24 protein-coding genes and 1 pseudogene are annotated in these 24440 nt (G+C 71.8%); 12 read left to right on the top strand and 13 right to left on the bottom strand.

Going from position 1 to position 24440, the window contains the following annotated elements:
* The first annotated feature begins 40 nt into the window (after nucleotides 1-40).
* The 5 genes from GXW74_RS15250 to GXW74_RS15230 all read left to right on the top strand — a co-directional run bounded on the left by GXW74_RS15250 (nucleotide 41) and on the right by GXW74_RS15230 (nucleotide 5560).
* Nucleotides 41-511: an Lrp/AsnC family transcriptional regulator gene (locus GXW74_RS15250; RefSeq protein ID WP_211847369.1), complete on the top strand. Its 471-nt coding sequence runs from the start codon at nucleotides 41-43 to the stop codon at nucleotides 509-511.
* 229 nt (nucleotides 512-740) lie between these two features.
* Complete coding sequence (locus tag GXW74_RS15245; protein ID WP_246523393.1) at nucleotides 741-2018, top strand: imelysin family protein; 1278 nt, start codon at nucleotides 741-743, stop codon at nucleotides 2016-2018.
* 4 nt (nucleotides 2019-2022) lie between these two features.
* The gene (locus GXW74_RS15240; protein ID WP_211847368.1) at nucleotides 2023-3399 is read left to right on the top strand and encodes a di-heme oxidoreductase family protein; all 1377 of its coding nucleotides are present in this window, start codon (nucleotides 2023-2025) and stop codon (nucleotides 3397-3399) included.
* Complete coding sequence (locus GXW74_RS15235; RefSeq protein WP_211847367.1) at nucleotides 3399-4478, top strand: imelysin family protein; 1080 nt, start codon at nucleotides 3399-3401, stop codon at nucleotides 4476-4478. The genes GXW74_RS15240 and GXW74_RS15235 overlap by 1 nt, the downstream gene beginning before the upstream one ends.
* The gene (locus tag GXW74_RS15230) at nucleotides 4478-5560 is read left to right on the top strand and encodes a DUF1513 domain-containing protein (RefSeq protein WP_211847366.1); all 1083 of its coding nucleotides are present in this window, start codon (nucleotides 4478-4480) and stop codon (nucleotides 5558-5560) included. The genes GXW74_RS15235 and GXW74_RS15230 overlap by 1 nt, the downstream gene beginning before the upstream one ends.
* Nucleotides 5561-5755: 195 nt before the next feature.
* Here the strand turns inward: GXW74_RS15230 and GXW74_RS15225 are convergent, their stop codons facing one another.
* Entirely contained in the window at nucleotides 5756-6655 is a 900-nt protein-coding gene (locus GXW74_RS15225) for an LOG family protein (RefSeq protein ID WP_211847365.1), read from the bottom strand.
* Between the two features lie 110 nt (nucleotides 6656-6765).
* On the opposite strand from GXW74_RS15225, the gene GXW74_RS15220 reads away from it, so the two are divergent.
* Nucleotides 6766-8349: an ABC transporter substrate-binding protein gene (locus GXW74_RS15220; protein WP_211847364.1), complete on the top strand. Its 1584-nt coding sequence runs from the start codon at nucleotides 6766-6768 to the stop codon at nucleotides 8347-8349.
* An 8-nt stretch (nucleotides 8350-8357) separates the two neighbouring features.
* Nucleotides 8358-9065, top strand: a complete 708-nt coding sequence (locus tag GXW74_RS15215) for a ribonuclease activity regulator RraA (RefSeq protein ID WP_211847363.1) — start codon at nucleotides 8358-8360, stop codon at nucleotides 9063-9065.
* Nucleotides 9066-9359: 294 nt separating this feature from the next.
* Here the strand turns inward: GXW74_RS15215 and GXW74_RS15210 are convergent, their stop codons facing one another.
* Both GXW74_RS15210 and GXW74_RS15205 read right to left on the bottom strand, forming a co-directional pair.
* A complete protein-coding gene (locus GXW74_RS15210) occupies nucleotides 9360-9824 on the bottom strand; it encodes a GNAT family N-acetyltransferase (protein WP_211847362.1) in 465 nt (154 codons plus the stop codon).
* Nucleotides 9821-10042: a hypothetical protein gene (locus GXW74_RS15205; RefSeq protein ID WP_211847361.1), complete on the bottom strand. Its 222-nt coding sequence runs from the start codon at nucleotides 10040-10042 to the stop codon at nucleotides 9821-9823. The genes GXW74_RS15210 and GXW74_RS15205 overlap by 4 nt, the downstream gene beginning before the upstream one ends.
* A gap of 28 nt (nucleotides 10043-10070) precedes the next feature.
* Here GXW74_RS15205 and GXW74_RS15200 point away from each other — a divergent pair, with 28 nt between their 5' ends.
* Nucleotides 10071-10667 carry a helix-turn-helix domain-containing protein gene (locus GXW74_RS15200; protein ID WP_211847360.1) on the top strand — a complete coding sequence of 199 codons (597 nt, stop codon included), beginning with the start codon at nucleotides 10071-10073 and terminating at the stop codon, nucleotides 10665-10667.
* A 73-nt stretch (nucleotides 10668-10740) separates the two neighbouring features.
* Nucleotides 10741-11706 carry a Bug family tripartite tricarboxylate transporter substrate binding protein gene (locus tag GXW74_RS15195; RefSeq protein ID WP_211847359.1) on the top strand — a complete coding sequence of 322 codons (966 nt, stop codon included), beginning with the start codon at nucleotides 10741-10743 and terminating at the stop codon, nucleotides 11704-11706.
* A 40-nt stretch (nucleotides 11707-11746) separates the two neighbouring features.
* Here the strand turns inward: GXW74_RS15195 and GXW74_RS15190 are convergent, their stop codons facing one another.
* The 5 genes and pseudogenes from GXW74_RS15190 to GXW74_RS15175 form a co-directional block, all read right to left on the bottom strand.
* A complete protein-coding gene (locus tag GXW74_RS15190; RefSeq protein WP_211847358.1) occupies nucleotides 11747-12745 on the bottom strand; it encodes a LysR family transcriptional regulator in 999 nt (332 codons plus the stop codon).
* A 210-nt stretch (nucleotides 12746-12955) separates the two neighbouring features.
* Nucleotides 12956-13636, bottom strand: a pseudogene (locus tag GXW74_RS15185) (aldo/keto reductase); the annotation flags it as partial.
* Between the two features lie 15 nt (nucleotides 13637-13651).
* Nucleotides 13652-13792, bottom strand: coding sequence for a hypothetical protein (locus GXW74_RS28010; RefSeq protein WP_246523391.1), 141 nt, complete (start codon nucleotides 13790-13792; stop codon nucleotides 13652-13654).
* Between the two features lie 96 nt (nucleotides 13793-13888).
* On the bottom strand, nucleotides 13889-14608 hold the full coding sequence (locus tag GXW74_RS15180) for a UTRA domain-containing protein (RefSeq protein WP_211847357.1): 720 nt from the start codon (nucleotides 14606-14608) through the stop codon (nucleotides 13889-13891).
* The gene (locus GXW74_RS15175; RefSeq protein WP_211847356.1) at nucleotides 14605-15954 is read right to left on the bottom strand and encodes a formimidoylglutamate deiminase; all 1350 of its coding nucleotides are present in this window, start codon (nucleotides 15952-15954) and stop codon (nucleotides 14605-14607) included. Before GXW74_RS15175 ends, GXW74_RS15180 begins: the two co-directional genes overlap by 4 nt.
* A gap of 86 nt (nucleotides 15955-16040) precedes the next feature.
* On the opposite strand from GXW74_RS15175, the gene hutI reads away from it, so the two are divergent.
* The 3 genes from hutI (at nucleotide 16041) to hutU (ending at nucleotide 20636) form a co-directional block, all read left to right on the top strand.
* On the top strand, nucleotides 16041-17252 hold the full coding sequence (gene hutI / locus GXW74_RS15170) for an imidazolonepropionase (protein ID WP_408903878.1): 1212 nt from the start codon (nucleotides 16041-16043) through the stop codon (nucleotides 17250-17252).
* Complete coding sequence (gene hutH, locus GXW74_RS15165) at nucleotides 17249-18766, top strand: histidine ammonia-lyase (RefSeq protein WP_211847355.1); 1518 nt, start codon at nucleotides 17249-17251, stop codon at nucleotides 18764-18766. The genes hutI and hutH overlap by 4 nt, the downstream gene beginning before the upstream one ends.
* A 196-nt stretch (nucleotides 18767-18962) precedes the next feature.
* Nucleotides 18963-20636, top strand: a complete 1674-nt coding sequence (gene hutU, locus GXW74_RS15160) for a urocanate hydratase (RefSeq protein ID WP_211847354.1) — start codon at nucleotides 18963-18965, stop codon at nucleotides 20634-20636.
* A 29-nt stretch (nucleotides 20637-20665) separates the two neighbouring features.
* Here the strand turns inward: hutU and GXW74_RS15155 are convergent, their stop codons facing one another.
* From GXW74_RS15155 to GXW74_RS15135, 5 genes are all read right to left on the bottom strand, one after another.
* Nucleotides 20666-21115: a MarR family winged helix-turn-helix transcriptional regulator gene (locus GXW74_RS15155; protein WP_211847353.1), complete on the bottom strand. Its 450-nt coding sequence runs from the start codon at nucleotides 21113-21115 to the stop codon at nucleotides 20666-20668.
* 21 nt (nucleotides 21116-21136) lie between these two features.
* Nucleotides 21137-21358, bottom strand: coding sequence for a hypothetical protein (locus GXW74_RS15150; RefSeq protein WP_211847352.1), 222 nt, complete (start codon nucleotides 21356-21358; stop codon nucleotides 21137-21139).
* Nucleotides 21359-21597: 239 nt separating this feature from the next.
* Nucleotides 21598-22704: an alanine dehydrogenase gene (ald, locus tag GXW74_RS15145; protein WP_211847351.1), complete on the bottom strand. Its 1107-nt coding sequence runs from the start codon at nucleotides 22702-22704 to the stop codon at nucleotides 21598-21600.
* A gap of 15 nt (nucleotides 22705-22719) precedes the next feature.
* Nucleotides 22720-23070, bottom strand: coding sequence for a DMT family protein (locus GXW74_RS15140; RefSeq protein ID WP_211847350.1), 351 nt, complete (start codon nucleotides 23068-23070; stop codon nucleotides 22720-22722).
* Nucleotides 23067-24338: an AmpG family muropeptide MFS transporter gene (locus GXW74_RS15135; RefSeq protein ID WP_211847349.1), complete on the bottom strand. Its 1272-nt coding sequence runs from the start codon at nucleotides 24336-24338 to the stop codon at nucleotides 23067-23069. The genes GXW74_RS15140 and GXW74_RS15135 overlap by 4 nt, the downstream gene beginning before the upstream one ends.
* Nucleotides 24339-24440 lie beyond the last annotated feature (102 nt).

Raw genomic sequence — 24440 nt, 5'->3', positions numbered from 1 at the left:
TCTACTACATGATGCGAGAAATCCGCCAAGGAATTGCCCGGTGACCCGTAGCTTCGAGCCTGACGCAACCGATCGCGCCATCCTCCGCCTGATCCAGCGCGACGCCGCCCTGTCGCTCGCGGATATCGCCAAGGAAGTCGGCCTCACCCCCACGCCCTGCTGGAAGCGCATCCGCAAGATGGAGCAGGAAGGGGTGATCACCGGCCGCGTCGTGCTGCTCGACCCGGAGAAGGTGGGGCTCGGCGTCTCCGTCTTCGTCGCCATCGAGACCGGCGACCACTCCGCCTCCTGGATCGAGACCTTCGCCTCCACCGTCGCGAAGATGCCGGAAATCGTGGAGTGCTGGCGGCTCGGCGGCGACGTGGACTACCTCCTCCGCGTGGTGGTGCCGGACATGCAGGCCTTCGACACCTTCTACCGGCGCCTGACCGCCCAGGTGCCGAGCCTGCGCAAGGTGACCTCGCGCTTCGCCATGGAACGGGTGAAGAGCACGACGGCGCTGCCGATCTGACAGCCGCACCCTGTCCTTCGCCGTGCGGGCGCCGATCTCCTGGCAGGAACGGTGATGCACGGAAGGCATGGAGGGGCGCCGCCCCTCCATGCCACCCCGCCAAAGGCCGAAAGGCCTTTGGAAACCATGACAGGGCGCCAGGACGGGCGGCGGCAGGTTTGCGACCGATTCGCATTCTCCGTATGATTGGTCGTCTGCGTCCAGATCGTCCCGCTTGAGGAGCACGCCCTTGACGACCCGCCGCGCCCTGTTGGGCGCCTGCCTGGCCGGCGCCGCGGCACCCCCCGCCCTTGCCCGGGCCCAGCCTGCCAAGCGCGCCGTGCTCGCCGCCTACGCCGACATCGCCGCCGCCATGTATGCCGATGCGCTGGCCGGCGCGAAGGCGCTGCAGCAGGCGGTCGCACGCCTGGTCGAAGCACCGTCGGAGGAAACCCTCGCCGCCGCGCGCCGCGCCTGGATAGCCGCCCGCGTGCCCTACCAGCAGACCGAGGTCTTCCGCTTCGGCAACCCGATCGTCGATGAATGGGAAGGCCGGGTGAACGCCTGGCCGCTCGACGAGGGGCTGATCGACTACGTCGACGCCGAACGCTACGGCGAGACCAGCGACGAGAACCCGCTCTTCACCGCCAACATCATCGCCTCCCGCCAGATCACCCATGCGGGGGAGACGATCGACGTCTCCACCATCACCGCGGACGTGCTCGGACGCCTGCACGAGGTCGGCGGCGTCGAGGCCAACGTCACCATCGGCTGGCACGCCATCGAATTCCTGCTCTGGGGCCAGGATCTCAACGGCACCGGGCCCGGCGCAGGCAACCGTCCCTACACGGATTTCGTGCGCGGGGAGGGCGGCACGGGCGGCAACCAGGACCGCCGCGCCGCCTACCTCGTCACCGTCACGGCCATGCTGGTCGCGGAGCTGGAGGCGATGGTCGCGAACTGGGGCCACAACGGCACCGCGCGGCGGGCGCTGACCGCGCGCGGCACGGATGCCGGGCTGACCGCCATGCTCACCGGCCTCGGCAGCCTGTCCTACGGCGAGCTGGCGGGCGAGCGCATGAAGCTCGGCCTGATGCTGCACGACCCGGAGGAGGAGCACGACTGCTTCTCCGACAACACGCACAACAGCCATTTCAACAACGTCGTCGGCATGCGCGCGGTCTATCTCGGCGAGTACCGCCGCACCGACGGCAGCATGGTGCGCGGGCCGTCGCTGTCGGACTTCGTGCGCGGCGCCGTGCCGGCACTCGACCGGGAGATGCGCACGCGGCTCGATGCGACGCTCGCCGCCTTCCAGGCGATCAAGACGCGCGCCGAGACAGTCGAGGCCTATGACCAGATGCTCGGCGACGGCAACGCGGCGGGCAACGCCGCGGTGCAGGCTGGCATCGACCGTCTGCTCGAACAGACCCGCACGATCGAGCGCATCCTCGCCGCACTGCATCTGCGCGCGACCTTCGAAGGCTCGGAGAGCCTCGACAACCCTTCGGCCGTCCGGCGGCCATGACGGCATGCGCCGGCTGATCCTGCTGGCCGGCGCGGTGCTGCTCGCCGGCGCCGTGGCGGCGGACGACCGGCCGGACCCGACGGAGCTGATGCCGGGCGGCGCGGCCAGCGTGCGCGTCGCCCGCGACGCCCGCGCCTTCTCGCAGCCCTCGGCGACGCTGCCCTTCGACCGGCTGCTCGATTTCCGCGTCGGCGACGGGGTGTTCCGCAAGCTGTGGGTGTCCTCGCCCTCCTCGACCACGAGTTCGGATGGGCTCGGCCCGCTCTACAACGCGCGCGGATGCCAGTCCTGCCACATGCGCGACGGGCGCGGCCGCCCGCCGGAAGCGGGTGAGGCCGCGTCCTCCCTGCTGGTGCGGCTGTCCACGCCCGATGGCCGGCCGGACCCGACCTACGGCGTGCAGCTCCAGACCTTCGGCATCCAGGGCCATCCGGCCGAGGGCCGCGTCGTGGCCGACTGGAGCGAGGAGGTGGTGGCGCTCGCCGGCGGCGAGACGGCGCGGCTGCGCCGCCCGGCCTGGCGCATCGAGGGCTGGGCCTACGGGCCGCCTGCGCCGGGCGTCCTGCTCTCCCCGCGCGTCGCGCCGCCGATGATCGGGCTTGGCCTGCTGGAGGCGGTGGCGGAGGCCGACATCCTCGCCCAGGCCGACCCGGAGGATCGCGACGGGGATGGCGTCTCCGGCCGCGCCGCCCGCGTGCGCAGCGCGCATCTCGGCACCGCCGCGCTTGGCCGCTTCGGCTGGAAGGCGCTGGCGCCGACCATGGAGGACCAGGTCGCCGACGCCTTCAGCGCCGATATGGGCCTCGCCACCCGGCTGCATCCGGCGGGCTGGGGCGAATGTACGGCAGCGCAGGCGGCCTGCCGCGCGGCCCCGGACGGCGCGCCGGCGCCCGGAGAGCCGGAGGTCGATCCGCGCCTGTTCGACCTGACGGTGTTCTACGCGCGCAACCTCGGCGTGCCGCTGCGCGCCACCCCGACGCCCCAGGCGCTGCGCGGCCGTGCCCTGTTCCGCGACATCGGCTGCACCGCCTGCCATCGCCCGTCCTTCACCACCGCGCAGATGCCCGGACGGCCGGAGCATTCCGGCCAGCGCATCTGGCCCTATTCCGACCTGCTGCTGCACGACATGGGCGAGGGCCTGGCCGACCACCGTCCCGAAGGCGATGCCGACGGCCGCGAATGGCGCACGCCGCCGCTCTGGGGCCTCGGCCATACCCGCACCGTCAGCGGCCACACGCAGCTTCTGCACGACGGGCGCGCCCGCAATGCGCTGGAGGCAGTCCTCTGGCATGGCGGCGAGGCACAGGCGGCGCGCGACCGCGTGGTCGGCCTTTCCCCGGCCGACCGCGCCGCCCTGCTCGCCTTCCTGGACAGTCTGTGATGCCGAACCGCCGGACCTTCCTCGCCGCCGCGCTGCTGGTCCCGGCCTCGGCGCATGCCCAGCCCGCGCGCACGCCCGCGCCCGCACCTGCCGCGCAGCGGGAGGCGCTCCGCCGCGCCGTCGCCACCCACATCCTGCCGCGCCACGCCGCCTTCGCCGAGGCGACGCGCGGCTTCGCCGCCGCCGCGGCGACGGCGGCGCATGGCCCGGCGCAGATGGATGCCGCCCGCACCACCTGGATCGCGGCGGCGCTTGCTTTCCAGGGCATCCGCCATCTGCGCTTCGGCCCGATGGAGGAACGCGACCGCGGCTTCCGCATCGCCTTCTTCCCCGATGTCCGCAACAGCATCGGGCGGGAGATGGCCGAGCTGCTGCGCGCCGCCGACCCCGCCCTGGTCTCGCCCGAGGCCTTCGCGCGCGGCCGCGTCGCCGCGCAGGGGCTGCCGGCGGCGGAGCGCCTGCTCTTCGGCGATGAGGCGGCGCGCCTTGCCGAACAGCGCTTCCGCGGGACGCTGCTTGGCGCGATCGGCGCCAACCTCGCGGTCATCGCCCGCGACCTGGAAACGGCCTGGACCCGGCCGGACGCGCCCTACGGCACCGGGATGGAGGGGACGCCCGACGGACCGTACCGCTCGCCGCAGGACGGCCTGCTCATGCTGTTCAAGAGCCTGTCGGGCGGGCTGGAGTTCCTCGCCGAGCGGCAGGTGGCCCGCACGCTCGGCCCTTCGCTGCGGGAGGCCTTTCCCCGCCGTGCAGAGGCCTGGCGCAGCGGCCAGTCCCTGGCCCTGGTCCGGGCCTCCCTCGCGGCCCAGCAGGAACTCTGGGCGGCAGCCTTCGCGCCGATGCTCGCCGCGGCGAACCCGACCGTGGCGAGGCAGGTCGCGGAGGGCTTCGCCAGATCCGCGGCCGCAGCCGGACGCATCGTCCCGAGCCTTGAGAGCGCGGTGGTCCAGGCCGGCGGCCGCGCCGCGGTGGAGGAGCTGCTGCGCGCATTGGGCACGCTGCGCAGGTTGCTCGGCGAACGCGGGGCGCCGGCGCTCGGCCTGCCGATGGGTTTCAATTCGATGGATGGCGACTGATGACGGGCATCGGACGGCGAAGCGCGCTCGGCCTGGTGGGACTTGCGGCAGCGCGACCCGCGCCGGCGGGCGGGCCGGCCTTCCTCTCCGCCGCGGCGGATGCCGGGGGTGGCTGGCGCGCCGTCGCCTTCGGGCTGGACGGCGCCATGCGCTTCGATCTGCCCCTGCCGGCCCGCGGCCACGGCGCCGCGCTCGCACCCGGCGGCGAGGCGGTGGCGCTCTTCGCGCGGCGGCCGGGTGAGTTCGCGCTGGTGCTCGACCCGGTGACCGGGCGCCGGCGGGCCAGGATCGACCGCGCCACCGGGCGCTGGTTCTGCGGCCACGGTGCCTTCTCCATCGATGGCGCGCTGCTCTACGCGACCGAGATCGATGGCGCGGGCGAGGGCGTGGTGGGTGTCTACGCCGCGCGCCGCGGCTTCGCGCGCATCGGCGAATTCGCGACCGGCGGCGCCGATCCGCACGACATCCGCCTGACGCCCGATGGCCGCCGGCTCTGGGTGGCCAATGGCGGCATCCGCGCGGATCCGCGCCTGCCGCGCGTACGCCTCGACCTCGAGAGCTTCGAGAGCAGCCTCGTGCAGCTCGACGCGACGAGCGGCGCGCTCATCGCGCGGTACCGACTGGCCGAGGAGGAGGAAACGCTGCTTTCGCTCCGCCATCTCGCGATCGGCGCGGATGGCGAGGTCTTCGTCGCCATGCAGCATGAAGGGCCGCGTCACGAGCGCCCGCCGCTCGTCGCCGCCACCAAGGGCGGAGCGCTGGCAGCGCTGGAGGCGGCGCCCGAGCTGTGGCGCACGCTCGACAATTACATCGGCAGCGCGGCGGCGGCACCGGATGGCGAGCTGGTCGCGGTGACCAGCCCGCGCGGCGGCGCCGGCCTGCTGATCGAAGCGCGCACGCGCCGTGTCCGTGCGCGGTTCGCCATGGCCGACGGATGTGGCGTCGCTGCCGCACCGGGCGGCTTCGTGGTGACGTCGGGCCTGGGCGGTGCGGCGCTGATCCATGCGCATGGTGCGCGGACCGAGCTTGCCGGAGAGCGGCTCGGCCGGATGCGCTGGGACAACCACCTGGTGCCACTGTAGCGCAGCCTTTGCTCACGCGGGCGAGAGGGGCGCCGCCTCTCTCGGGCTCACCCTGCCAAAGGCTCAAGGCCTTTGGAAACCGATACTTTGGTATCCGCGGGTGCAGGGGACCGTGTCCCCTGCTGGGGGAACTCGAGGGGGCAAAGCCCCCCCTCGACCCGCACGCTGCGCCCCGCGCAAGCCGAGGCCGCGACGCTACTTCCGCGGCACCGGCGGTTTCATGCGTTCCTGTTCCGGCCGCCGCCGGTGCTTCGGCACGACCAGCGGCGGCTCGACCGCGGCGGGCAGGGGCCGCGCCTCCAGCCCGCGCCGCACCAGGCTCGCCCAGGCTTCCTCCGGGCTGTCCACCACCTCGAAGAGCTCCAAGTCCTTCGGGTCGATCATCCCGTGCTCGACCAGCAGGGGAAAGTTCACCGCGTTCTCCCAGAAGGCGCGGCCGAACAGCACGATCGGGCGGGGAGATGCCTTGTTGGTCTGCACCAGCGTCAGCAGCTCGAACAGCTCGTCGAAGGTGCCGAAGCCGCCGGGGAAGACCGCCAGCGCATTGGCGCGCATGGCGAGGTGCATCTTGCGCATCGCGAAGTAGTGGAAGCGGAAGGTCAGCGCCGGGGTGGACCAGGCGTTGGGATTCTGCTCGTGCGGCAGGGTGATGTTGAAGCCGATGGAGGGAGCACCGGCCTCGGCGGCGCCGCGGTTCGCGGCTTCCATGATCCCCGGGCCGCCGCCGGTGGCGATCACGTTGTCCCGCGGCGCCCCGGTGACCGCGAGCGCCCCGCCGCGCAGCGAGACGATGCGCGCGAAGGCGCGCGCTTCCTCGTACATGCGGGATTGTTCGGCGGCGTGCTTCGCCGCCCGCTTCTGGGCCGGCGAGCGGGCGGTAGCGGCGAGGGCCTGCACCTCCTCCGGGCTCGGCACGCGGGCCGAGCCGAAGACCACGACGGTCGAGCGCACGCCCCAGTCGCGCAGCGCGTATTCCGCCTTGGCGTATTCCATGCCGAAGCGGAAGGGACGCATCTCGTCGCGCAGCAGGAATTCCTGGTCCTCGACGGCGAGCAGAAAGGAACGGGAGCGCTTCTGGGCGCCATTGTCGTGCATGGGCGGTCCTTTTCGCCTGCGGGACGAATCCTGCTTGTCGTTCGACCCCGCGCATTGGATCGTAGTCGCGGGACGGCGGAAAGCCGAACCGGAAAGGGGAAGGAAACGCGATGGACCGTCGTGCCGTGGCGCTGTGCGCCGCCCTCTTGTTCGGCGCGGCCGCGCCGCCGGCCCTGGCGCAGGGGCGGGGCGATCCCAATGCGCTGCGCGTGAAGCTGTTCGGGGACCTGCGCTCGGTCGACCCCTTCATCAGTCCCGAATACATGGCGCGCAACCACGGCTACATGGTCTACGACACGCTCTTCGCGCTGGACGCGCGGCTCGAGGTGCGGCCGCAGATGGTCGAGCGCTGGACCGTCAGCGAGGATGGCAAGACCTGGACCTTCACGCTGCGCGAGGGCCTTGCCTTCCACGACGGCGCGCCGGTGACGACCGAGGATGTCATCGCGAGCCTCCGCCGCTGGGCGGTGCGCGACGGGCTCGGCCAGCAGATCGTCGCGCTCAGCACGGCGATGGAGCCGGTCGATGCGCGGAGCTTCCGCATCGTGCTGCGCCAGCCTTTCGGGCTGATGCTGCAGGCGCTGTCGAAGCCGTCCGGCCAGCCGCCCTTCATCATGCCGGCACGCGTCGCCGCGACGCCGGCGACGACGCCGATCACCGATCCCACCGGGTCCGGCCCCTTCACCCTGCGACGGGAGGATTGGCGCGTCGGCGACCGCGTGACCTACCGCCGCAACGCCGCCTATGTGCCGCGGGCGGAACCGCCGGATGGGCTCGCGGGCGGCAAGCGGGCGGGCGTCGCGCGCGTCGAATGGGTCTACCTGCCTGACGCGCAGACCGCGCTGAACGCGCTGATGACCGGCGAGATCGACATCTTCGAGGAATTGCCGCCGGACCTTTTCCCCGTGGTGCGGCGCAACCGCAACCTGCGCATCGGGCCGCAGGACAGCGTCGGCGTGCAGGCCATCTTCCGCATGAACCAGGCCGTGCCGCCCTTCGACAATCCGCGTCTGCGCCAGGCGATGCGGCTGCTGGTGGACCCCGCCCACGCCATGCCGGCCTACATGACCGAGGCCTCGCTGTGGCGTGACTGCCGATCCTACTACACCTGCACTTCCCCGCACCGGACCGAGGTCGGCTGGGTGACGCCGAACCTGGAGGCGGCGCGGCGCGCGGTGGCCGAAAGCGGCTATGACGGCACGCCGGTCGTGGTGCTGGACGCGCAGGATTCCACCATCTCCCACACCTTCGCGCTGGTCTCGGCGGATCTGCTGCGGCGGGTCGGGATGAACGTGGACGTGCAGGCGATGGACTGGGCGACGCTGATCCAGCGGCGCCTGTCGCGCAATCCGGTGGCGCAGGGCGGCTGGGGGCTGTTCGTGTCGGCGCCCACCGGGCTCGACGGCATGGACCCGTCCGGCCACAACGCGATGCGCTCCGCCTGCGAGCGCACCGCCCTGCCCGGCTGGCCCTGCGACGCGGAGATGGAACGCATCCGCGACGGCTTCATCGCCGCCACCACCGAGGAACAGCGCCGCGCCGCCGCGGAAGCATATCACCGCCGCGCGACGGAGACGGTGCCCTATGTGCCGCTCGGCCAGTTCAGCCTGGTGCGGGGATATTCGGCGCAGCTTCGTGGCATTCTCGACTCGCCGGTGCCGGTGTACTGGAACATCGGCAAGGCCACGGAATAGGAGACGCCATGAAGGACACGACGCGCGCGAAGCTCGCCGAGGTCTCCACCGCCACGCTGACGACCGTGCTGTTCAAGCGTGGCTTCCGCAACGTGTTCCTGGCGCTGAAGCCGTTGGACCCGAAGGGGCCGCGCATGGTCGGCCCGGCCTACACGCTGCGCACCATCCCGGCGCGGGAGGACCTCGATGTGCTCGACGTCTTCAAGGACCCGACGCATCCGCAGCGCAGGGGCGTGGAGGAATGCCCGCCCGGCGCGGTCTTCGTCATCGACAGCCGCGGCGATGCGCGGGCGGCCTCCGCGGGCGGCATCCTCATCACGCGGCTGAAGGCGCGCGGCGTTGCAGGTGCCGTGACCGATGGCGGGTTCCGCGACAGCCCGGAGATCGCGGCGATGGGCTGGCCCGCCTATCATGCGCAGCCCTCGGCGCCGACCAACCTGATCCACCACCATTGCGTGGACCTCGATGTGCCGGTGGCCTGCGCGGGCGTCGGCGTGCATCCGGGCGACGTGATGGTGGGCGACGGGGAGGGCGTGGTCTGCATCCCGGCGCACATCGCCGACGATGTCGCGGAGGAAGCTTTCGAGCAGACGGTGTTCGAGGACTTCGTGCAGGAACGGGTCGCCGCCGGGCATACGATCCGCGGGTTGTATCCGATGACCGATGCCGCCAATCGGCCAATCTACGAGGCGTGGCGGAAGGCGAAGGGGCGGTAGCTCCGCGGAGAGGGGCGCTGCCCTTCTCCGGACCTTGGCGGCCGAGCCGCCAAGCCCGCCAAGGGCCGAAAGACCCTTGGAACCCAGAACGTGAGGCGGCTCCGGCCGCCCCAAGCGCTTCCGAAAGTGATGGTTTCCAAAGGCCTTTTGGCCTTTGGCCGGAGGGGTTCGGGGAGGGCTGAGCCCTCCCTGAAAGCGGCGTGGGGTTCGGGGAGGGCGGAGCCCTCCCTGAAAGCGGCGTGGGGTTCGGGGAGGGCGGAGCCCTCCCCCGATCCGAGGCGAAGGTGCGCCCCGCTACGCCAGGTCCAGCGTCAGGAACTGGTTCTCCGCGCTCGGCACATAGTCCCCGAACGCTCCGCATTCGACGAAGCCATGTCGCCGGTACAGCGCCACCGCCGGCTGGAAATAGGCGCTGGTGCCGGTTTCGAGGCTGAGCCGCGTCATCCCTGTCGCGCGCGCCTCGGCCATGATGTGCCGCAGCATCGCCCCGCCGATTCCGCGCCGCCGCGCGGCCTCGGCCGTGTGCATGGACTTCACCTCGCCATGACCGGGGGAGAGGCGCTTCAGCGCGCCGACGCCGAGCAGCGTGTCGTCCTCCCACGCGCTCCAGAAGGTGATCCCCGGCGCGCGCAGCCCCGAGAGGTCGAGGGCGAAGGCGAAGCCCTCGGCGGTGTTCGCGCGGGCCTTCGCCAGGTGGGTGCCGAGCAGTTCGACGACGCGCCGATCGTCCAGCCCGCCTTCCGTGATCCGCAGCGTCACAGGTGACGTCCGCGTTCGAGGATCTCGAGCGTGTATTCCTTGTAGGTCATGCCGAGCTCCTCCGCCCGCGCCAGCCGCCGCAGGGCGATTTCGGGCGGCGGGGTCTTCCAGGCGCGCTTGCGCGCCCGCCGCCAGCACCAGCTCCGCCAGCCGGCGGGATCGTCGTCATCCTCGAGCGGCGGCCCGCCATTGTGGCCGCGGGGTGGGGGCATGGTCATGCGGCGAAGTATCCACTATCCTGGATGCATGTCCACTATCCTGGACAATGCGGACGCAACCTCGCTCGACCTGCTGATCGCCCGCCGCCTGAAGCGGGAAAGGGAGGCGCGCGGCTGGTCCATCGCCAAGCTCGCCGCCGCCTCCGGCGTCTCCCGCGCCATGATCAGCAAGGTGGAACGGGCCGAGGCCAGCCCGACGGCGGCGCTGCTCGGCCGGCTGTCGGGCGCGCTGCATCTGACCGTCTCGACGCTGCTGGCGCGCGCCGAGGCTGATGCCGGCGCTTCCCGTGTTGCGCGGGCGGCGGCGCAGCCGGTCTGGACCGATCCGGCGACGAAGTACCTGCGGCGCGCCGTCTCGCCGCCCGCCGCCGATCCGGAACTGGTCGAGGTGGAACTGCCGCCGGGGGCGCACGTGGACTACACGGCCAGTTCCTTCGCCTTCCTGCGCGGGCAGGTGGTCTGGGTGCTCGCAGGCCGGCTGACGGTGGAGGAAGGCGCCGAGGAGACGTTGCTGGAAGCCGGGGATTGCCTTGCCTTCGACCTCGAGGCCCCGCAGGGCCACGCCTTCCGCAACCCGTCGCGCTCGAAGCCGTGCCGCTACCTGGTGGCGCTGACGCGGCGCTGAGGTTTTGCACGGTGGCAAGGCCGCGCGGCCGATGGCAGGCTCCCGCGAAGGAACGCGTGGGAGGAAGACGGCAATGACCTTCACCATCGGCCGGCGCGCACTGCCGGCGCTGGGTATGGCGGCGGCGGGCGCGGCTCGGGCGCAGGGAGCGTGGTCGCCTTCCCGCCCCGTCACGATCGTCGTGCCCTTCCCGCCGGGCGGCTCCACCGACGTCACGGCACGGCTGCTGGCGGAAAGGATGGCGCCGCTGCTCGGCCAGAACGTGATGATCGACAACAAGCCCGGCGCGCAGACCGTGATCGGCGCGGAGGCGGTGGCGCGCGCAGCGCCCGATGGCCATACGCTGCTGATGTCCTCCGGCACCACGCTGACGATCAATCCGCTGATCGGCCGCAATCTACCCTACAGGCCGGAGGATTTCGCGCCGGTCGTCCATGTCGCGACGCTGCCCTTCTGCATCGCGGTCCGGCCGGGGATCCCCGACACGCTGGCAGGCTTCGTCGCCCATGTCCGTTCCAACCCGGGCAAGGTGACCTGGGGGCACAACGGCCGCGGGTCCTTCAACCACATCGCCGGCGCGCTGATCCAGGAGCGGCTGAACCTCGACTGGCAGGATGTCGGATATCGCGGCGACGCCCACCAGATGAACGACCTGCTGGCGGGCACGCTCGATTCGATCCTGGTCGGCGGCGCGACTGGGCTCGCGGTGGCGCGCTCCGGCCGCGCGAAGATCATCGGCTGGACCGGTGAGACGCGGCTGCCGAACCTGCCCGACCAGCCCACCTTCGCCGAGCACTATCCGGGCCTGGTGGCCGTCACCTGGTTCGGCCTGCTCGCGCCGGCGCGCACGCCGCCGGCCGCCCTCGCGCGTCTGAACGCAGCCGGCGCCGCCGCGACGGCGGATGCGACGGTGAAGGAGCGGCTGCTGAACGAAGGCATCATCGCCGCCGGCGGCACGCCCGCCGATTTCGAGGCCTTCCTGCGGCGTGAGGCGGAACGCTGGGGGCCGCTGCTGCGCCGGCTCGACATCCGGCTCTGACCGCGGCGCCGTCGCGTCGGAGCCGCGCGCCCGCCGCGCCTCAGCCGAGGCGCATCGCCGCCGACGATGCGCGCGGCGGCACGGCCTGCGACCCATGCGCGAGCGGCTGCGCGATCCGCGCATCGCGCAGCGCATCCTGGTAGCTGGCCGCGAGGGCCGCGCGGAACCAGCGCTCGGCCGGATCGCGATCGACCGAGGCGTTCCACGCCATCCCATGCGGAGCCACGGAGAGAGCGATCGGCAATTCGTCGATCGCGATGCCGCCGCCCTCGGCCATCAGCGCCGCGAAGGGCGCCGGCACGGCGGCAATCAGGTCGGTGCCGGTGACTGCCGGCGCCAGCATCGCGAAATCCGCCACGCCGAGGACGACGGTGCGCCGCTGCCCGACCGCCTCCAGCGCCTCGTCGACGATGCCATGCAGGTCTCCCGCCGCCGTCACCATGGCATGCGGGCGGGCGCAGAACTCGGCGAGGGAGGCGACCGCCGGGCTGCCCGCATCACGCACCGTGACCCAGCGCAGGGATCCGAGGCTCCTCTGCCGCGCCGTGGCCGGAAGGTTGTCGCCGAGAAAGCCGATGACGGTGGAGACCTCGTTCTGCGCCAGCAGGGCGGGAAGCCGACGATGGTCGCCCTCGCGCAGCACCAGACGGCAATGCGGCGCTTCCGTCCGCATCCGCGCGAGCAGCCGCGGCAACAGAATCAACGCCGCCATGTCGGATGCGCCGAGGCGGAAGACCCTCTCGTCATTGGCCGCATCGAAGGGCGTGTCGATGGCAACGGCCCGTTCGAGCGCGCGCAACGCCGGCAGCACCGATGCGTAGAGCGTCTCGGCGAGCGGCGTCGGTTGCAGCGTCTTGCCCACGCTCACCAGAAGCTGATCGCCGAAGAAGGTTCGCAGCCGGGCCAGGCGCTGAGAGGCGGCAGGCTGGGAGAGGAACAGCCTGCCCGCGGCACGGGTGACGTGCCGTTCCTCCATCAGGGCGAGGAAGAGTCGCAACAGATCGAGATCGAGCTTGCGGATATCGCGGGCCGTATCCATTGGGCCGGGTCTGACTCCATTCTTCCCGAGGTCGCCCGGTCCGCGCGACGGCGCCGTCCCCTTGCGGGGTCCGGACGCGTGCGGGCCGCATCGCGCGACCGCCACCATCGACGCCCTGGGCCTCGACCGATCCGACTGAGATGGGTGCGCGACACTGTCGGAAAAGGGCCGGCCTGCCCTTCTCCCCCTCACGCCCGCGGCATCGGGCGATCAGCGCCCGGTGGCATCGTCCCCGGTGGGGGCCAGGCCAGGCGGGCTGACGATCCGCCCATCAGCGGTCGCCAGGCCGTGGAACGCCGCCATCTCCTGCCTGGAGAGGGCGAAGTCGAAGACCGCGAGGTTCTCCGCCGCGCGCGCCGGGCTCACGGTCTTCGAAAGCACGACAGCGCCCTTCTGCCGGATCAGCCGGCGCAGCACGACCTGCGCGACCGACCTGCCGCGGCGCGCGGCGATTCCTGCCAGCACCGGATCGGTGAACACCCTTCCATCGGCCATGCCATGATAGGCGGTCACCGCGACGCCGGCCTCACCTGCGGCGCCGATCACAACCGACCGATCGAGATGCGGGTGGTACTCGACCTGGTTGGTGACGATCGGTGCCTCGCTGAGGCGGATCGCCCCGGCCATCAGCGCCGTGGTGAAGTTGCTGACGCCGATGTGGCGCACCTTCCCCGCCTTCCTGACCATGTTCAGCGCACCGATCTGCTCGACGAGCGGCACGGCGTCGCGCGGCCAGTGCAGCAGCAGGTCGACATGGTCGGTGCGAAGCTTGCTCAGGCTCTCATCGATGGACCGCAGGAAGGCATCGGGCCGATAGTTCTCCACCCACACCTTGGTCGTGAGGAAGATCTCCCGGCGCGGCTCCCCCGAAGCGACGATGCCTTCGCCGACCTCGGCCTCACTGCCTCAGATCTGCGCGGTGTCGATGTGCCGGTAGCCGTGCTTCGGAACCTGCCCAACCATGCGGAGCGTGTCGACGCCGGGGATGCTGAATGTGGCGAAGCCGAGGGCGGGAATGGCCGCGCCATTCGCGTCGACGATGTTCACCGGTCTCTCCTGCATCACAGGCCGGCCGCCAGGCCCGCCCCGCGCGCGGAGCCCATTCGCCCTGCCGCCGACCCGTCATCGGCAGGTCTGGCGATATCAGCCCCCGGCCGAGAAACGCCCGACCAGGCGGTGGCGATCGCCCGGATGCCACAGCCGCGCGAAGGTGACCGGTACGCTGCCGTTCCAGGTGCGGCGTTCGACCACCAGCGCCGCATCGCCTGCCTTCATCCCGAGCAGCCGGGCAACGCGCGCCGGGGCGGCGACGGCGCGGATCGCATGCTCGGCCTCGGTCCAGGGGATGTGGTCGAGCAGCCAGCGGCCGGGCGGCGTCGCGGCGAAGGGCTCCTCCGCGGCGGCCGGCGCGGCGGCGAGGTTGATCAGCCGTTCCTCCACCTGCATCGGCGCGCCGTCCGAAAGATGGCGCGTCGCGATGTCGAGCAGCCGCGCGGCGGCGGGCAGGTCGAGCTCGTCGTCGCCGGCCTGGCGGACGGCCCGCGAGAGGATCTCGAAGCGGTGCGCATGGCCGGCGGCGCGGATCTCGGCGCCGATGTCCCAGATCTCGAACACGGCGCGACCGCGTGCCTCCGGGCTCGCGACCGTGCCGGCGCGGCGGTTGCGGCGCACCAGGCCTTCCGCCGCCAGCGCCGCCAGCGCGCGGTGAACCGTCATGCGGGAGGCACCGAACAGCGTCATCAGTTCGCTCTCCGGCGGGATGCGGCCGCCGGGCGGGATGCGGCCCGTCAGGATGGCGCCGCTCAACGCGCGGCGGATCTGGCCGTGCAGCGGGCCCTCGCCGTCGAGGGTGAAGGCGCTCATGCCGCGAGGATACGGGCGAGCACGGCGCCGACGCGCCGTTCCGCCGCCGCGCGCAGGGGATGGATGCCGTCCTCGACGACGCGGGCGCCGCGCACCCAGACCTCGCGGATCGCGCCGCCGCGGGACGCGAACAGCAGGCTGTCGAGGCGCCGGTCCCCTTCGCGCGCCGCGAAGACGGGGTGGGTGGGGTCGAGCAGCACGAAATCGGCGTAGGCGCCGCGGACGATTCCGGCGGGCCCCGCGGCGAGCGCCTGCGCGCCGCCTTCCACCGCGGCCTGCCACAAGGCACGCCCCGTCGAACCGCCGCGCGGGGCAAGCGCATTGCGCGTGCGCCTCGTCAGGCGCTGGGAGTATTCGAGCGTGCGCAGCTCGGCCGTCGCCGAGATGAGAACGTTGGAATCGGTGCCGACGCCGAAGCGCCCGCCGGCGGCGCGATAGGCCACGGCGGGGAAGATGCCGTCGCCGAGATTGCTTTCCGTCACCGGGCAGAGACCGACCACCGCGCCCGCTTCGGCCACGCGCGCGAGTTCCGGCTCGGTCCCGTGGGTGGCGTGGATCAGGCACCAGCGCGGGTCGATCAGCCCGGCTTCGAGCAGCGCCGCGATGGGCGGCCGGCCGAGGATGCGGACCGAGGCCTCGACTTCCTTCACCTGCTCGGCGGCGTGGATGTGCAGCGGCTCGCCGGGGCGTGCCATGGCGGCGACGACGCGGATCTCCTCGATCGTCGCCGCCCGCAGGGAATGCGGCGCGAGGCCGAAGGCGGCGCCGGGCAGGTCCGCGATGGCGCGACGGCTGCCCTCGACGAGACTCGCATAGCCATCGAGGTCGTTCAGGAAGCGCCGCTGCCCCGGAACGGGCGGCGCGCCGCCGATCTCGCCATGCGCGTAAAAGCACGGCAGCAGGGTCAGGTTGATGCCGGTGGCGTCCGCCGCGGACGCGATGCGCGCGGCCATCTCCGCGCGGTCCGCGTGCGGCGCGCCGTCCGCCGCATGGTGCAGGTAGTGGAATTCGCCGACGCGGGTGAAGCCGGCCTCCAGCATTTCCGCATAGGCGAGCGTCGCGATCGCCTCGACATCCCCGGGCGTGAGGTGGGCGAGGAAGCGGTACATCAGCTCGCGCCAGGTCCAGAAGGAATCCTCGGACTCGCCGGCGTGCTCCGTCAGCCCGGCCATGCCGCGCTGGAAGGCATGGGAATGCAGGTTGGGCAGGCCGGGCACGGCGATGAAGCGGCCCGGTTCGGAATCCGGCACCACCGCGGCGATGCGGCCTTCGGCGTCCAGTTCCACGCGCACGTCGCGCCGCCATCCTTCGGGCAGCAGGGCCTCGGAAAAAACGAGCTTGCGCATCGGTGTGGCTCCGGAGCAAAATAATGTCTATACAATAACTCCGCTGGCCGTGCCTGGCCAGCACAGAAAAGCGGGAGCTGCGGGACGTGGCGGCACTGACGGCCGATCTGCTGCTGACCGGGGCAAGGCTCGCCACCATGGCGGGGCCGGCCGGGCTCGGCGTGGTGGAGAATGGGATGATCGCGGTCGCTGCCGGGCGCATCGCCTGGGCCGGGCCGCGTGCGGAGGCGCCGGAGATCGCGGCAGCGGAGCGGTTCGATTGCGCCGGCCGCTGGGTGACGCCCGGGCTGGTGGATTGCCACACGCATCTCGTCTTCGCCGGCAATCGCGCGGACGAGTTCGCGCGGCGGCTGGCGGGCGAATCCTATGCCGACATCGCACGGTCCGGCGGCGGCATCGCGGCGACGGTGCGCGCCACCCGCGCGGCGGAGGAGGCGGCGCTTCTGGCGGCGTCGGTGAAACGCCTGGACGCGCTGCTGGCCGAAGGTGTCACCACCGTCGAGATCAAGTCCGGCTACGGGCTGGATGAGGAGACGGAGCTGCGCCAGCTCCGCGTCGCGCGGCGGCTGGCGGAAGCGCGGCCCGTATCCGTCGCCGCCACCTATCTCGGCGCGCATGCGGTACCGCCGGGCGGGGATCGTGCCGCCTATCTCGACCTGGTCTGCGAGCGGATGATCCCGCGCATCGCTGCCGAAGGTCTCGCCGATGCGGTGGATGTGTTCCAGGAAGGCATCGCCTTCCGCGCCGAGGAATGCAAGCGCGTCTTCGTCGCGGCGCGCGCCGCCGGCCTGCCGGTGAAGTCGCACGCCGACCAGTTGAGCGACGGTGGCGGCGCCGCGCTCGCCGCAGCGCATGGAGCGCTGTCGGCCGATCACCTCGAATACACCAATGCGGACGGTGCGGCGGCCATGGCGCGCGCCGGCACCGTCGCCGTGCTGCTGCCCGGCGCCTTCCTGATGCTGAACGAGACGCGCAAGCCGCCCATCGCGGCCTTCCGCGCCGCCGGGACGCGCATGGCGGTGGCGACGGACCTCAATCCCGGCTCCTCGCCCATCGCATCGCCGCGCGTGGCCGCTACGCTGGCCTGCGTGCTGTTCGGCATGACGGTGGACGAAGTGCTGCGCGGCTTCACCATCGAGGCCGCGCGCGCCCTCGGCCGCGCGGAGCGCATCGGCAGTATCGAGGCCGGCAAGGATGCCGACCTTGCCGTGTGGTCGGTGGACACGCTGTCCGAGCTCGTCGCGCAGATCGGCCCCTCGCCGCTTTTCATGCGCCTTCACAACGGAGTGCGCGCATGAGCGCGATGCTGACGCCGGGGGCGGTGCCGCTTTCCGCCTGGGGTGCGATTCTCGATGGTGCCGCCTTGCCGCTCGACCCCGCCGCTCGGGATGCGGTGGATCGCGGTGCGGCGGCGGTGGCGCGCGTCATCGCAGCGGGCGAGACGGCCTACGGCGTCAATACCGGCTTCGGCAAGCTGGCTTCCGTGCGTATCGGCGATGGTGATCTCGCGACGCTGCAGCGGAACCTGATCCTGTCCCATGCCTGCGGCGTCGGCGCACCCCTGCCGGCACACATCGTGCGGCTGATCATGGCGATGAAGGCGGCCAGCCTCGGCCGTGGCGCCTCCGGCGTGCGATGGGACGTCGTGGCGCTGATCGAAGCCATGCGTGCCAAGGGCGTGCTGCCGGTGATCCCGGCGAAGGGCTCGGTCGGCGCTTCGGGCGACCTGGCGCCGCTCGCGCACATGACGGCGGCGATGCTGGGCGAGGGCGACGCGCTGCCCGGCATGCCGGCCGCCGAGGCGCTGCGCGCGGCCGGCCTCGCGCCCGTCACGCTCGGGCCGAAGGAAGGACTCGGCCTGATCAACGGAACCCAGGTCTCGACGGCGATTGCCCTGGCTGGCCTCTTCGCCGCTGAGCGCGTCTTCCGTGCCGCGCTCGTCGCCGGTGCGATGACCGTGGATGCCCTGCGCGGGTCGGACACGCCCTTCGATGCGCGCATCCACGCGTTGCGCGGCCATGCCGGCCAGGCGGAGGTCGCCGAGGCGCTGCGCGGGCTGCTGGCCGGCAGCCCGATCCGGGAAAGCCATCGCCTCGGCGATGACCGCGTCCAGGACCCCTATTCGCTGCGCTGCCAGCCGCAGGTGATGGGCGCGGTGCTCGACATGCTGCGCTTCGCGGCGCGCACGCTGGAGATCGAGGCCAACGCCGTCACCGACAACCCCCTGGTGCTGGAGGACGGCAGCATCGTCTCCGGCGGGAACTTCCATGCGGAGCCGGTCGCCTTCGCCGCGGACCAGATCGCCATCGCGCTCGCCGAGATCGGCAGCCTCTCCGAACGCCGCATCGCCCTGCTGGTCGACCCGGCGATGAGCGGCCTGCCCGCCTTCCTCGCGCGCGACGCGGGGCTGAATTCGGGGCTGATGATCGCGCAGGTCACGGCGGCGGCGCTGGCGTCGGAGAACAAGCAGCGCGCGGCACCCGCGAGCGTGGATTCGCTGCCGACCTCCGCCAACCAGGAGGACCATGTCTCGATGGCGACGCATGCCGCGTACCGGCTGCTGGAGATGGCGGCGAACGCCGCGTCCATCATCGGGATCGAGGCGCTGGCGGCAGCGGAAGCGCTGGAGCACCGCCGGCCGCTCGCCTCCTCAGCACCGCTCGAAGCCGTGCACGCGGCGTTGCGCAGGCGCATCGCGCCGTTGCTCGCGGACCGGTTCCTCGCGCCGGATATCGCGGCGGCGACGGAGATCGTGAACCAGGGCGCATTGGCCGCGGCCGCCGGGGTGGCGCTGCCCGGCGTCGCGACGTGATTCGAGAGGGGCGTCGCCCCTCGCGCGCTCACCCCACCGAAGGCCGAAAGGCCTTTGGAAACCGTCACCTTGCGCGCACCGGCACGACAGTCGCGCCCAGTACCAGGTCGAGGTTTCCAAAGGCCTTTCGGCCTTTGGCGGGGTGGCTTGGAGGGGCAGAGCCCCTCCAATCGCCCGCATCGAGGAAGGTCCAGCCATGAGCCGCATCGCCAATTCCCGCATCGTCACCGCCCCGCGTGGCCCTCTCCCCATCTGCCAGAGCTGGGGCGCGGAGGCGGCGATGCGCATGCTGATGAACAACCTCGACCCCGAGGTCGCCGAGAAGCCCGACGAGCTCGTCGTCTATGGCGGCATCGGCCGTGCCGCGCGCGACTGGGATGCCTTCGACCGCATCGTGTCCTCGCTGAAAGGCCTGGAGCCGGAGGAGACGCTGCTGATCCAGTCCGGCAAGCCCGTGGGCATCTTCCGCACCACGGCGGATTCCCCGCGCGTGCTGATCGCGAACTCCAACCTGGTGCCGCACTGGGCGACCTGGGAGAAGTTCCATGAGCTCGATCGCCGCGGCCTGATGATGTACGGCCAGATGACGGCCGGGTCGTGGATCTACATCGGCAGCCAGGGAATCGTGCAGGGCACCTACGAGACCTTCGCCGAGGTCGGCCGCCAGCACTACGGCGGCAGCCTCGCGGGCAGGTGGATCCTGACCGGCGGCCTCGGCGGCATGGGCGGTGCGCAGCCGCTGGCGGCGACCATGGCCGGGGCGTCGATGATCGCGGTGGAATGCCAGCCGAGCCGGATCGAGATGCGCCTGCGCACGCGCTACCTCGATGCGAAGGCCGAGACGCTGGACCAGGCGCTCGCGATGATCGACAAGGCGAAGCGCGAAGGCCGTGCCATTTCCGTCGGCCTGCTCGGCAATGCGGCGGAGGTGTTTCCGGAGATCCTGCGCCGCGGCATCCGTCCCGATGCGGTCACCGACCAGACCAGCGCGCATGATCCGCTGAACGGCTACCTGCCCGCCGGCTGGACGCTGGCCGAATGGGAGGAGCGGCGGGAACGCGACCCGGCCGGCACGGTGCTTGCGGCCAAGCGGTCGATGGCCGTGCATGTGGAAGCGATGCTCGGCTTCCACGGCGCCGGCATCCCGACGCTCGACTACGGCAACAACATCCGCCAGATGGCTCTGGAGATGGGCGTCGAGCACGCCTTCGACTTCCCGGGCTTCGTGCCGGCCTATATCCGCCCGCTCTTCTGCCGCGGCATCGGGCCGTTCCGCTGGGCGGCGCTGTCCGGCGACCCGGAGGACATCGCGCGGACGGATGCGAAGGTGCGCGAACTGCTGCCGGATGATGCGCATCTGCACACCTGGCTCGACATGGCGGGCAAGCGCATCTCCTTCCAGGGCCTGCCGGCGCGGATCTGCTGGGTGGGCCTGGGCGACCGGCACCGTCTGGGTCTCGCCTTCAACGAGATGGTGGCGACGGGTGAGTTGAAGGCGCCGATCGTCATCGGGCGCGACCATCTCGATTCAGGCTCCGTCGCCTCGCCCAACCGGGAGACGGAGGCGATGAAGGACGGCTCGGACGCCGTCTCCGACTGGCCGCTGCTGAATGCGCTGCTGAACACGGCTTCGGGCGCGACCTGGGTGTCGCTGCACCATGGCGGCGGGGTCGGCATGGGCTTCTCCCAGCATGCCGGCGTGGTGATCGTGGCGGACGGCACGGAAGCCGCGGCGAAGCGCCTGGCCCGCGTGCTGTGGAACGATCCCGGCACCGGCGTGATGCGCCATGCCGATGCCGGCTACGACATCGCCATCGAGCACGCGAAACGGATGGGCATGAAGTTGCCCGCGCTCGGGATCGGCGCCTGATACCGGGCAACCTTTCCGCGGCATGGCGCCTACCCCGCCTCCAGCGCCGCCACCCATTGCTCGAGGTAGCGGCGCAACCTGGCGGCGCGCCGATCGCCGATGCGCGCCGCGACGCGGGCCTCGGCCTCGGCGCTGAGGGCAAGCAACTCCGCCAGCACGCGTTCCCCCTTCGGCGTCAGCCGCACGATCCGCGCCCGGCCATCATCCGGGTCGGGCGTGCTGGTGACATGCCCGGCCGCGGCAAGGCCATCCACCAGATAGGCCATGGATTGCTTGGTCATGCCGGCGCGCTCGGCGAGCGTCGTCAGCCGCGACCCGTGCAGCCCGATATGCCGGAAGACCGCGGAATGCGCCGGGCGGATCTCGGGAAAGCCGCGGGCGGCGAGGCTGCCGTAGATCTCCCGCTGGAGGGCATCATGGGGCAGGCGGAGGAGGGCACCAAGGGTGCGGCGCTGCTCGGTCACGGGGCGCGTCTCCATGCCCCCATTCTTGACAGATCGTCAGTCTCTCTGTCGAGCAATAGTCAAATCATATGACAAAATGATGCCGACATGGACGCGATCGCCCGCAATCTTGCGGTGGTCGCCTCGCATATCAGCGACGAGGCCGGCGCCCCCGACGCAGTGATCCGACGAGGTGGTGCTGGAGACGCCTGCGCGCGGCATCACGCTGACCAGCAAAGCGGCGATCGGGGCGAACTGCCGCGCCAGGTTCGGCGCCATGGCGGAGCTCGGAATCACCGCCCGGCACGCGCTTCGCCACCGCCGAGCAGGTGGCGGACGATTGCACGGTGCGCTTTCGCCTGACCCGGGAAGGCGTGGCGAATGCGCCGCTGCCCGCGGGCGGCCAGGTGGAGCTTCGTCTGTGCGCCTCTTTGCCACGCGCGACGGCCGCATCGCGCGGGGAACCGTCCATGAGGGCTGGCGCCGCCGTCGGCCGAGATCCGGCCGGGCCTCGGGATTCACGCCGCAAGCGGCACGCAGGGCAGCCCCAGTGCGGCCGCGACCGCCGGATGCGTCACCGCACCGCCCTGCACGTTGACGCCGGCGGCAAGGTGCGGGTTCTCCGCCGTCGCGCGCTTCCAGCCCTTCTCGGCGATCTGCAGGGTGAAGGGCAGGGTCGCGTTGTTGAGCGCGACCGCGCTGGTGCGCGCGACCGCCCCGGGCATGTTCGTCACGCAGTAATGCACCACGCCGTCCACCACATAGGTCGGCGCGGCATGGGTGGTGGGGCGGGAGGTTTCGAAGCAGCCGCCCTGATCGATCGCGACATCCACCATGACGCTGCCCGGACGCATGCGCGCGACTGTCTCCCGGCTGACGAGCCGCGGGGCGGCCGCCCCCGGCACCAGCACCGCGCCGATCACCAGGTCGGCGTCGAGCACGGTACGCTCCACCGCGTCGCGCGTGGCGAAGAGCGTGTCGACCATGCCGTTGAACTCGACATCGAGCGCATTGAGCACCCGCGGGTTGCGGTCGAGCACCGTGACATGGGCTCGCATGCCCGCGGCGATGCGTGCGGCGTTCGACCCGACCACGCCGCCGCCGATGATGGCGACGCGGCCCGAGGGCACTCCCGGCACGCCGGAGAGCAGGATGCCCGCGCCGCCGGCCTCCTTCTCCAGGCAGCGGGCACCGACCTGGACGGCCATGCGGCCGGCCACCTCGCTCATCGGCGCGAGCAGCGGCAGGCCGCCCTGCGCGTCGGTGACGGTCTCGTAGGCGATGGCGGTGCAGCCGGACTGCATCAGCCCGCGGGTCTGCTCCGGGTCGGGGGCGAGGTGCAGGTAGGTGAACAGCACCTGGTCGGGCTTCAGCCGCGCCCATTCGAAGGGCTGCGGTTCCTTCACCTTCACGATCAGCCCAGCCTCGGCGAAGACCGTCGCCGCGTCGGGGGCGATGCGCGCGCCGGCGGCGAGGTAAGCCTCGTCCGGGAAGCCGATGGCGGCGCCGGCGCCGGTCTCGACCACCACCTCGTGGCCCTGCAGCACCAGTTCCCGTACCGACCCGGGCACCAGGCCCACGCGGTACTCGTGGACCTTCACTTCCTTGGGTACGCCGACGCGCATGCTGGCCTCCTCTGGCTACTTCACCGGCAGGAAGATGAACCCGACCGCGGCGGCGAGACAGACCGCCGCGGCCGCGAAGTTCCAACGCAGGGGCTCGCCCAGGAACAGCACGCTGAAGCCGGCGAAGACCGACAGCGCGATCACTTCCTGCATGACCTTGAGCTGCTGGCCCGTGAAGGCGCCCGCCGTGAAGCCGATGCGGTTGGCCGGCACCGCGAGGCAGTATTCCAGCAGCGCGATGCCCCAGGAGACGACGATCGCGAGCCAGAGCGGCCAGTGCGGCGCCTTGAGATGCCCGTACCAGGCGAAGGTCATCAGCACGTTGGACCCCAGCAGCAGCAGCGGGGTGGCGATCCAGGGGCTCATCCGGACGGGGTCTCCTTGGGCGGGGGCGGCGGCAGGTTCTTCAGCAGCCAGAGCATGATGCCCATGGCCGGCAGCGCCGCAGCCGTCGTGAGCAGGAAGAAGTTGGGCCAGCCCAGCATCTCCGCCAGCCAGCCGGAACTCGCGCCGAGCGTGCGAAGCGGCACGGCGGCGAGCGAGGACAGCAGCGCGTACTGTGTCGCGGTGAAGGAGCGGCTGGTCAGCGCCGAGAGGTAGGTCACGAAGGCCGCGTCGGCGAGGCCGTCGGTGAAGTTCTCGACCCCCACCTGGGCGAACAGCATGCGGATATCGTGGCCGGCATGGGCCAGCGCCACATACATCAGGTTGGACAGCATCTGCGTGATGCCGGTCAGGACCAGTGCCCGGCCGGTACCGATGCGCGCCACCAGCCAGCCGCCCGCCAGCGCCCCCAGCAGGGTCGCGAACAGGCCGAAGACCGAGGAGACCGAGGCCACCTCCAGCCTGCTGAAGCCAAGTTCCCGGTAGAAGGGCGCCGTCATGATGCCGGCCAGCGCCTCGCCCAGCTTGAACAGGGCGACGAAGGCAAGAATCGCGAACCAGTAGCGGCGCCTGAGGAAGTCGGCGAAAGGTTCAACGATGGCGACGCGCAGTCGGCCGGCCCAGTCGGGCGGCGCCTCGGGCGGCGCGCGCCCGGGTTCGGGGGCGGCGAGCACGGCGGCGAAGCCCACGCCGACCATCGCCGCGCAGGCGGCGAAGGCAAAGGACCAGCCACCGAATTCCGCCATCGCCAGCGCGCCGCCGCCGGCGGCGAGCAGCGCCGCGCGATAGCCCCAGACATAGCAGGCCAGGCCGTAGCCCTGTTCGCGCTCCTCCAGCACCTCGATGCGGTAGGCATCGATGACGATGTCCTGGCTGGCCGAAAGGAAGGCCACGGCCACGGCGACTGCCACCGTGACGGCGGCGTCCGCCCCCGGGTTGGTCAGCCCGAGCGCAAGGATGGCGAGCGCGAGGACCGGCTGGATCGAAGCGAGCCACCCCCGCCGTCGCCCCAGCGCCCGGAACAGCGGCGGTGCCGCGTGGTCGAGCACCGGGGCCCACAGGAACTTCAGCGAGTAGGCAAGGCCGATCAGCGCCGTCAGCCCGATCGCGCCGAGCGAGACGCCGGATTCCGAGAACCATTGGCGCAGCGTGAAGGCGGTCAGCGGCAGCGGAAGGCCGGCGGAGAAGCCGAGCGCCAACAACACCAGGAAGCGGCGGTCGCGCCAGCGGGGCAGGGCCGAATCGGACATGGCCGGCAGGCTGGCAGAAGCCCCGCCGCCCGGCCAGCGCGCCGACCCTTGCGGCAGCGCGGCACGCCTGGGCAGTATCGCCGCAGGAACGAGGCCTGAAGG

It is taken from the genome of Neoroseomonas eburnea (assembly GCF_018129005.1).
In the GTDB taxonomy this organism is placed as follows: domain Bacteria; phylum Pseudomonadota; class Alphaproteobacteria; order Acetobacterales; family Acetobacteraceae; genus Neoroseomonas; species Neoroseomonas eburnea.
Note: the sequence above shows the minus strand (reverse complement) of the source record. Positions and strands in the feature narration are given on the sequence as shown.

Excerpts from the sequence above, each read along its gene's own strand:
- GXW74_RS15215 (WP_211847363.1), top strand. The coding sequence starts at position 8,358 with ATGAAGGACACGACGCGCGCGAAGCTCGCCGAGGTCTCCACCGCCACG.
- GXW74_RS15175 (WP_211847356.1), bottom strand. The coding sequence starts at position 15,954 with ATGCGCAAGCTCGTTTTTTCCGAGGCCCTGCTGCCCGAAGGATGGCGG.
- GXW74_RS15150 (WP_211847352.1), bottom strand. The coding sequence starts at position 21,358 with ATGGCGCCGAACCTGGCGCGGCAGTTCGCCCCGATCGCCGCTTTGCTG.
- GXW74_RS15140 (WP_211847350.1), bottom strand. The coding sequence starts at position 23,070 with ATGAGCCCCTGGATCGCCACCCCGCTGCTGCTGCTGGGGTCCAACGTG.
- GXW74_RS15235 (WP_211847367.1), top strand. The coding sequence starts at position 3,399 with ATGCCGAACCGCCGGACCTTCCTCGCCGCCGCGCTGCTGGTCCCGGCC.
- GXW74_RS15240 (WP_211847368.1), top strand. The coding sequence starts at position 2,023 with ATGCGCCGGCTGATCCTGCTGGCCGGCGCGGTGCTGCTCGCCGGCGCC.
- GXW74_RS15220 (WP_211847364.1), top strand. The coding sequence starts at position 6,766 with ATGGACCGTCGTGCCGTGGCGCTGTGCGCCGCCCTCTTGTTCGGCGCG.
- GXW74_RS15205 (WP_211847361.1), bottom strand. The coding sequence starts at position 10,042 with ATGACCATGCCCCCACCCCGCGGCCACAATGGCGGGCCGCCGCTCGAG.
- GXW74_RS15230 (WP_211847366.1), top strand. The coding sequence starts at position 4,478 with ATGACGGGCATCGGACGGCGAAGCGCGCTCGGCCTGGTGGGACTTGCG.
- GXW74_RS15180 (WP_211847357.1), bottom strand. The coding sequence starts at position 14,608 with ATGAGCGCCTTCACCCTCGACGGCGAGGGCCCGCTGCACGGCCAGATC.
- GXW74_RS15155 (WP_211847353.1), bottom strand. The coding sequence starts at position 21,115 with ATGGAGACGCGCCCCGTGACCGAGCAGCGCCGCACCCTTGGTGCCCTC.
- GXW74_RS15190 (WP_211847358.1), bottom strand. The coding sequence starts at position 12,745 with ATGGATACGGCCCGCGATATCCGCAAGCTCGATCTCGATCTGTTGCGA.
- ald (WP_211847351.1), bottom strand. The coding sequence starts at position 22,704 with ATGCGCGTCGGCGTACCCAAGGAAGTGAAGGTCCACGAGTACCGCGTG.
- GXW74_RS15135 (WP_211847349.1), bottom strand. The coding sequence starts at position 24,338 with ATGTCCGATTCGGCCCTGCCCCGCTGGCGCGACCGCCGCTTCCTGGTG.
- hutH (WP_211847355.1), top strand. The coding sequence starts at position 17,249 with ATGAGCGCGATGCTGACGCCGGGGGCGGTGCCGCTTTCCGCCTGGGGT.
- hutU (WP_211847354.1), top strand. The coding sequence starts at position 18,963 with ATGAGCCGCATCGCCAATTCCCGCATCGTCACCGCCCCGCGTGGCCCT.
- GXW74_RS15195 (WP_211847359.1), top strand. The coding sequence starts at position 10,741 with ATGACCTTCACCATCGGCCGGCGCGCACTGCCGGCGCTGGGTATGGCG.
- GXW74_RS15225 (WP_211847365.1), bottom strand. The coding sequence starts at position 6,655 with ATGCACGACAATGGCGCCCAGAAGCGCTCCCGTTCCTTTCTGCTCGCC.
- GXW74_RS15200 (WP_211847360.1), top strand. The coding sequence starts at position 10,071 with ATGTCCACTATCCTGGACAATGCGGACGCAACCTCGCTCGACCTGCTG.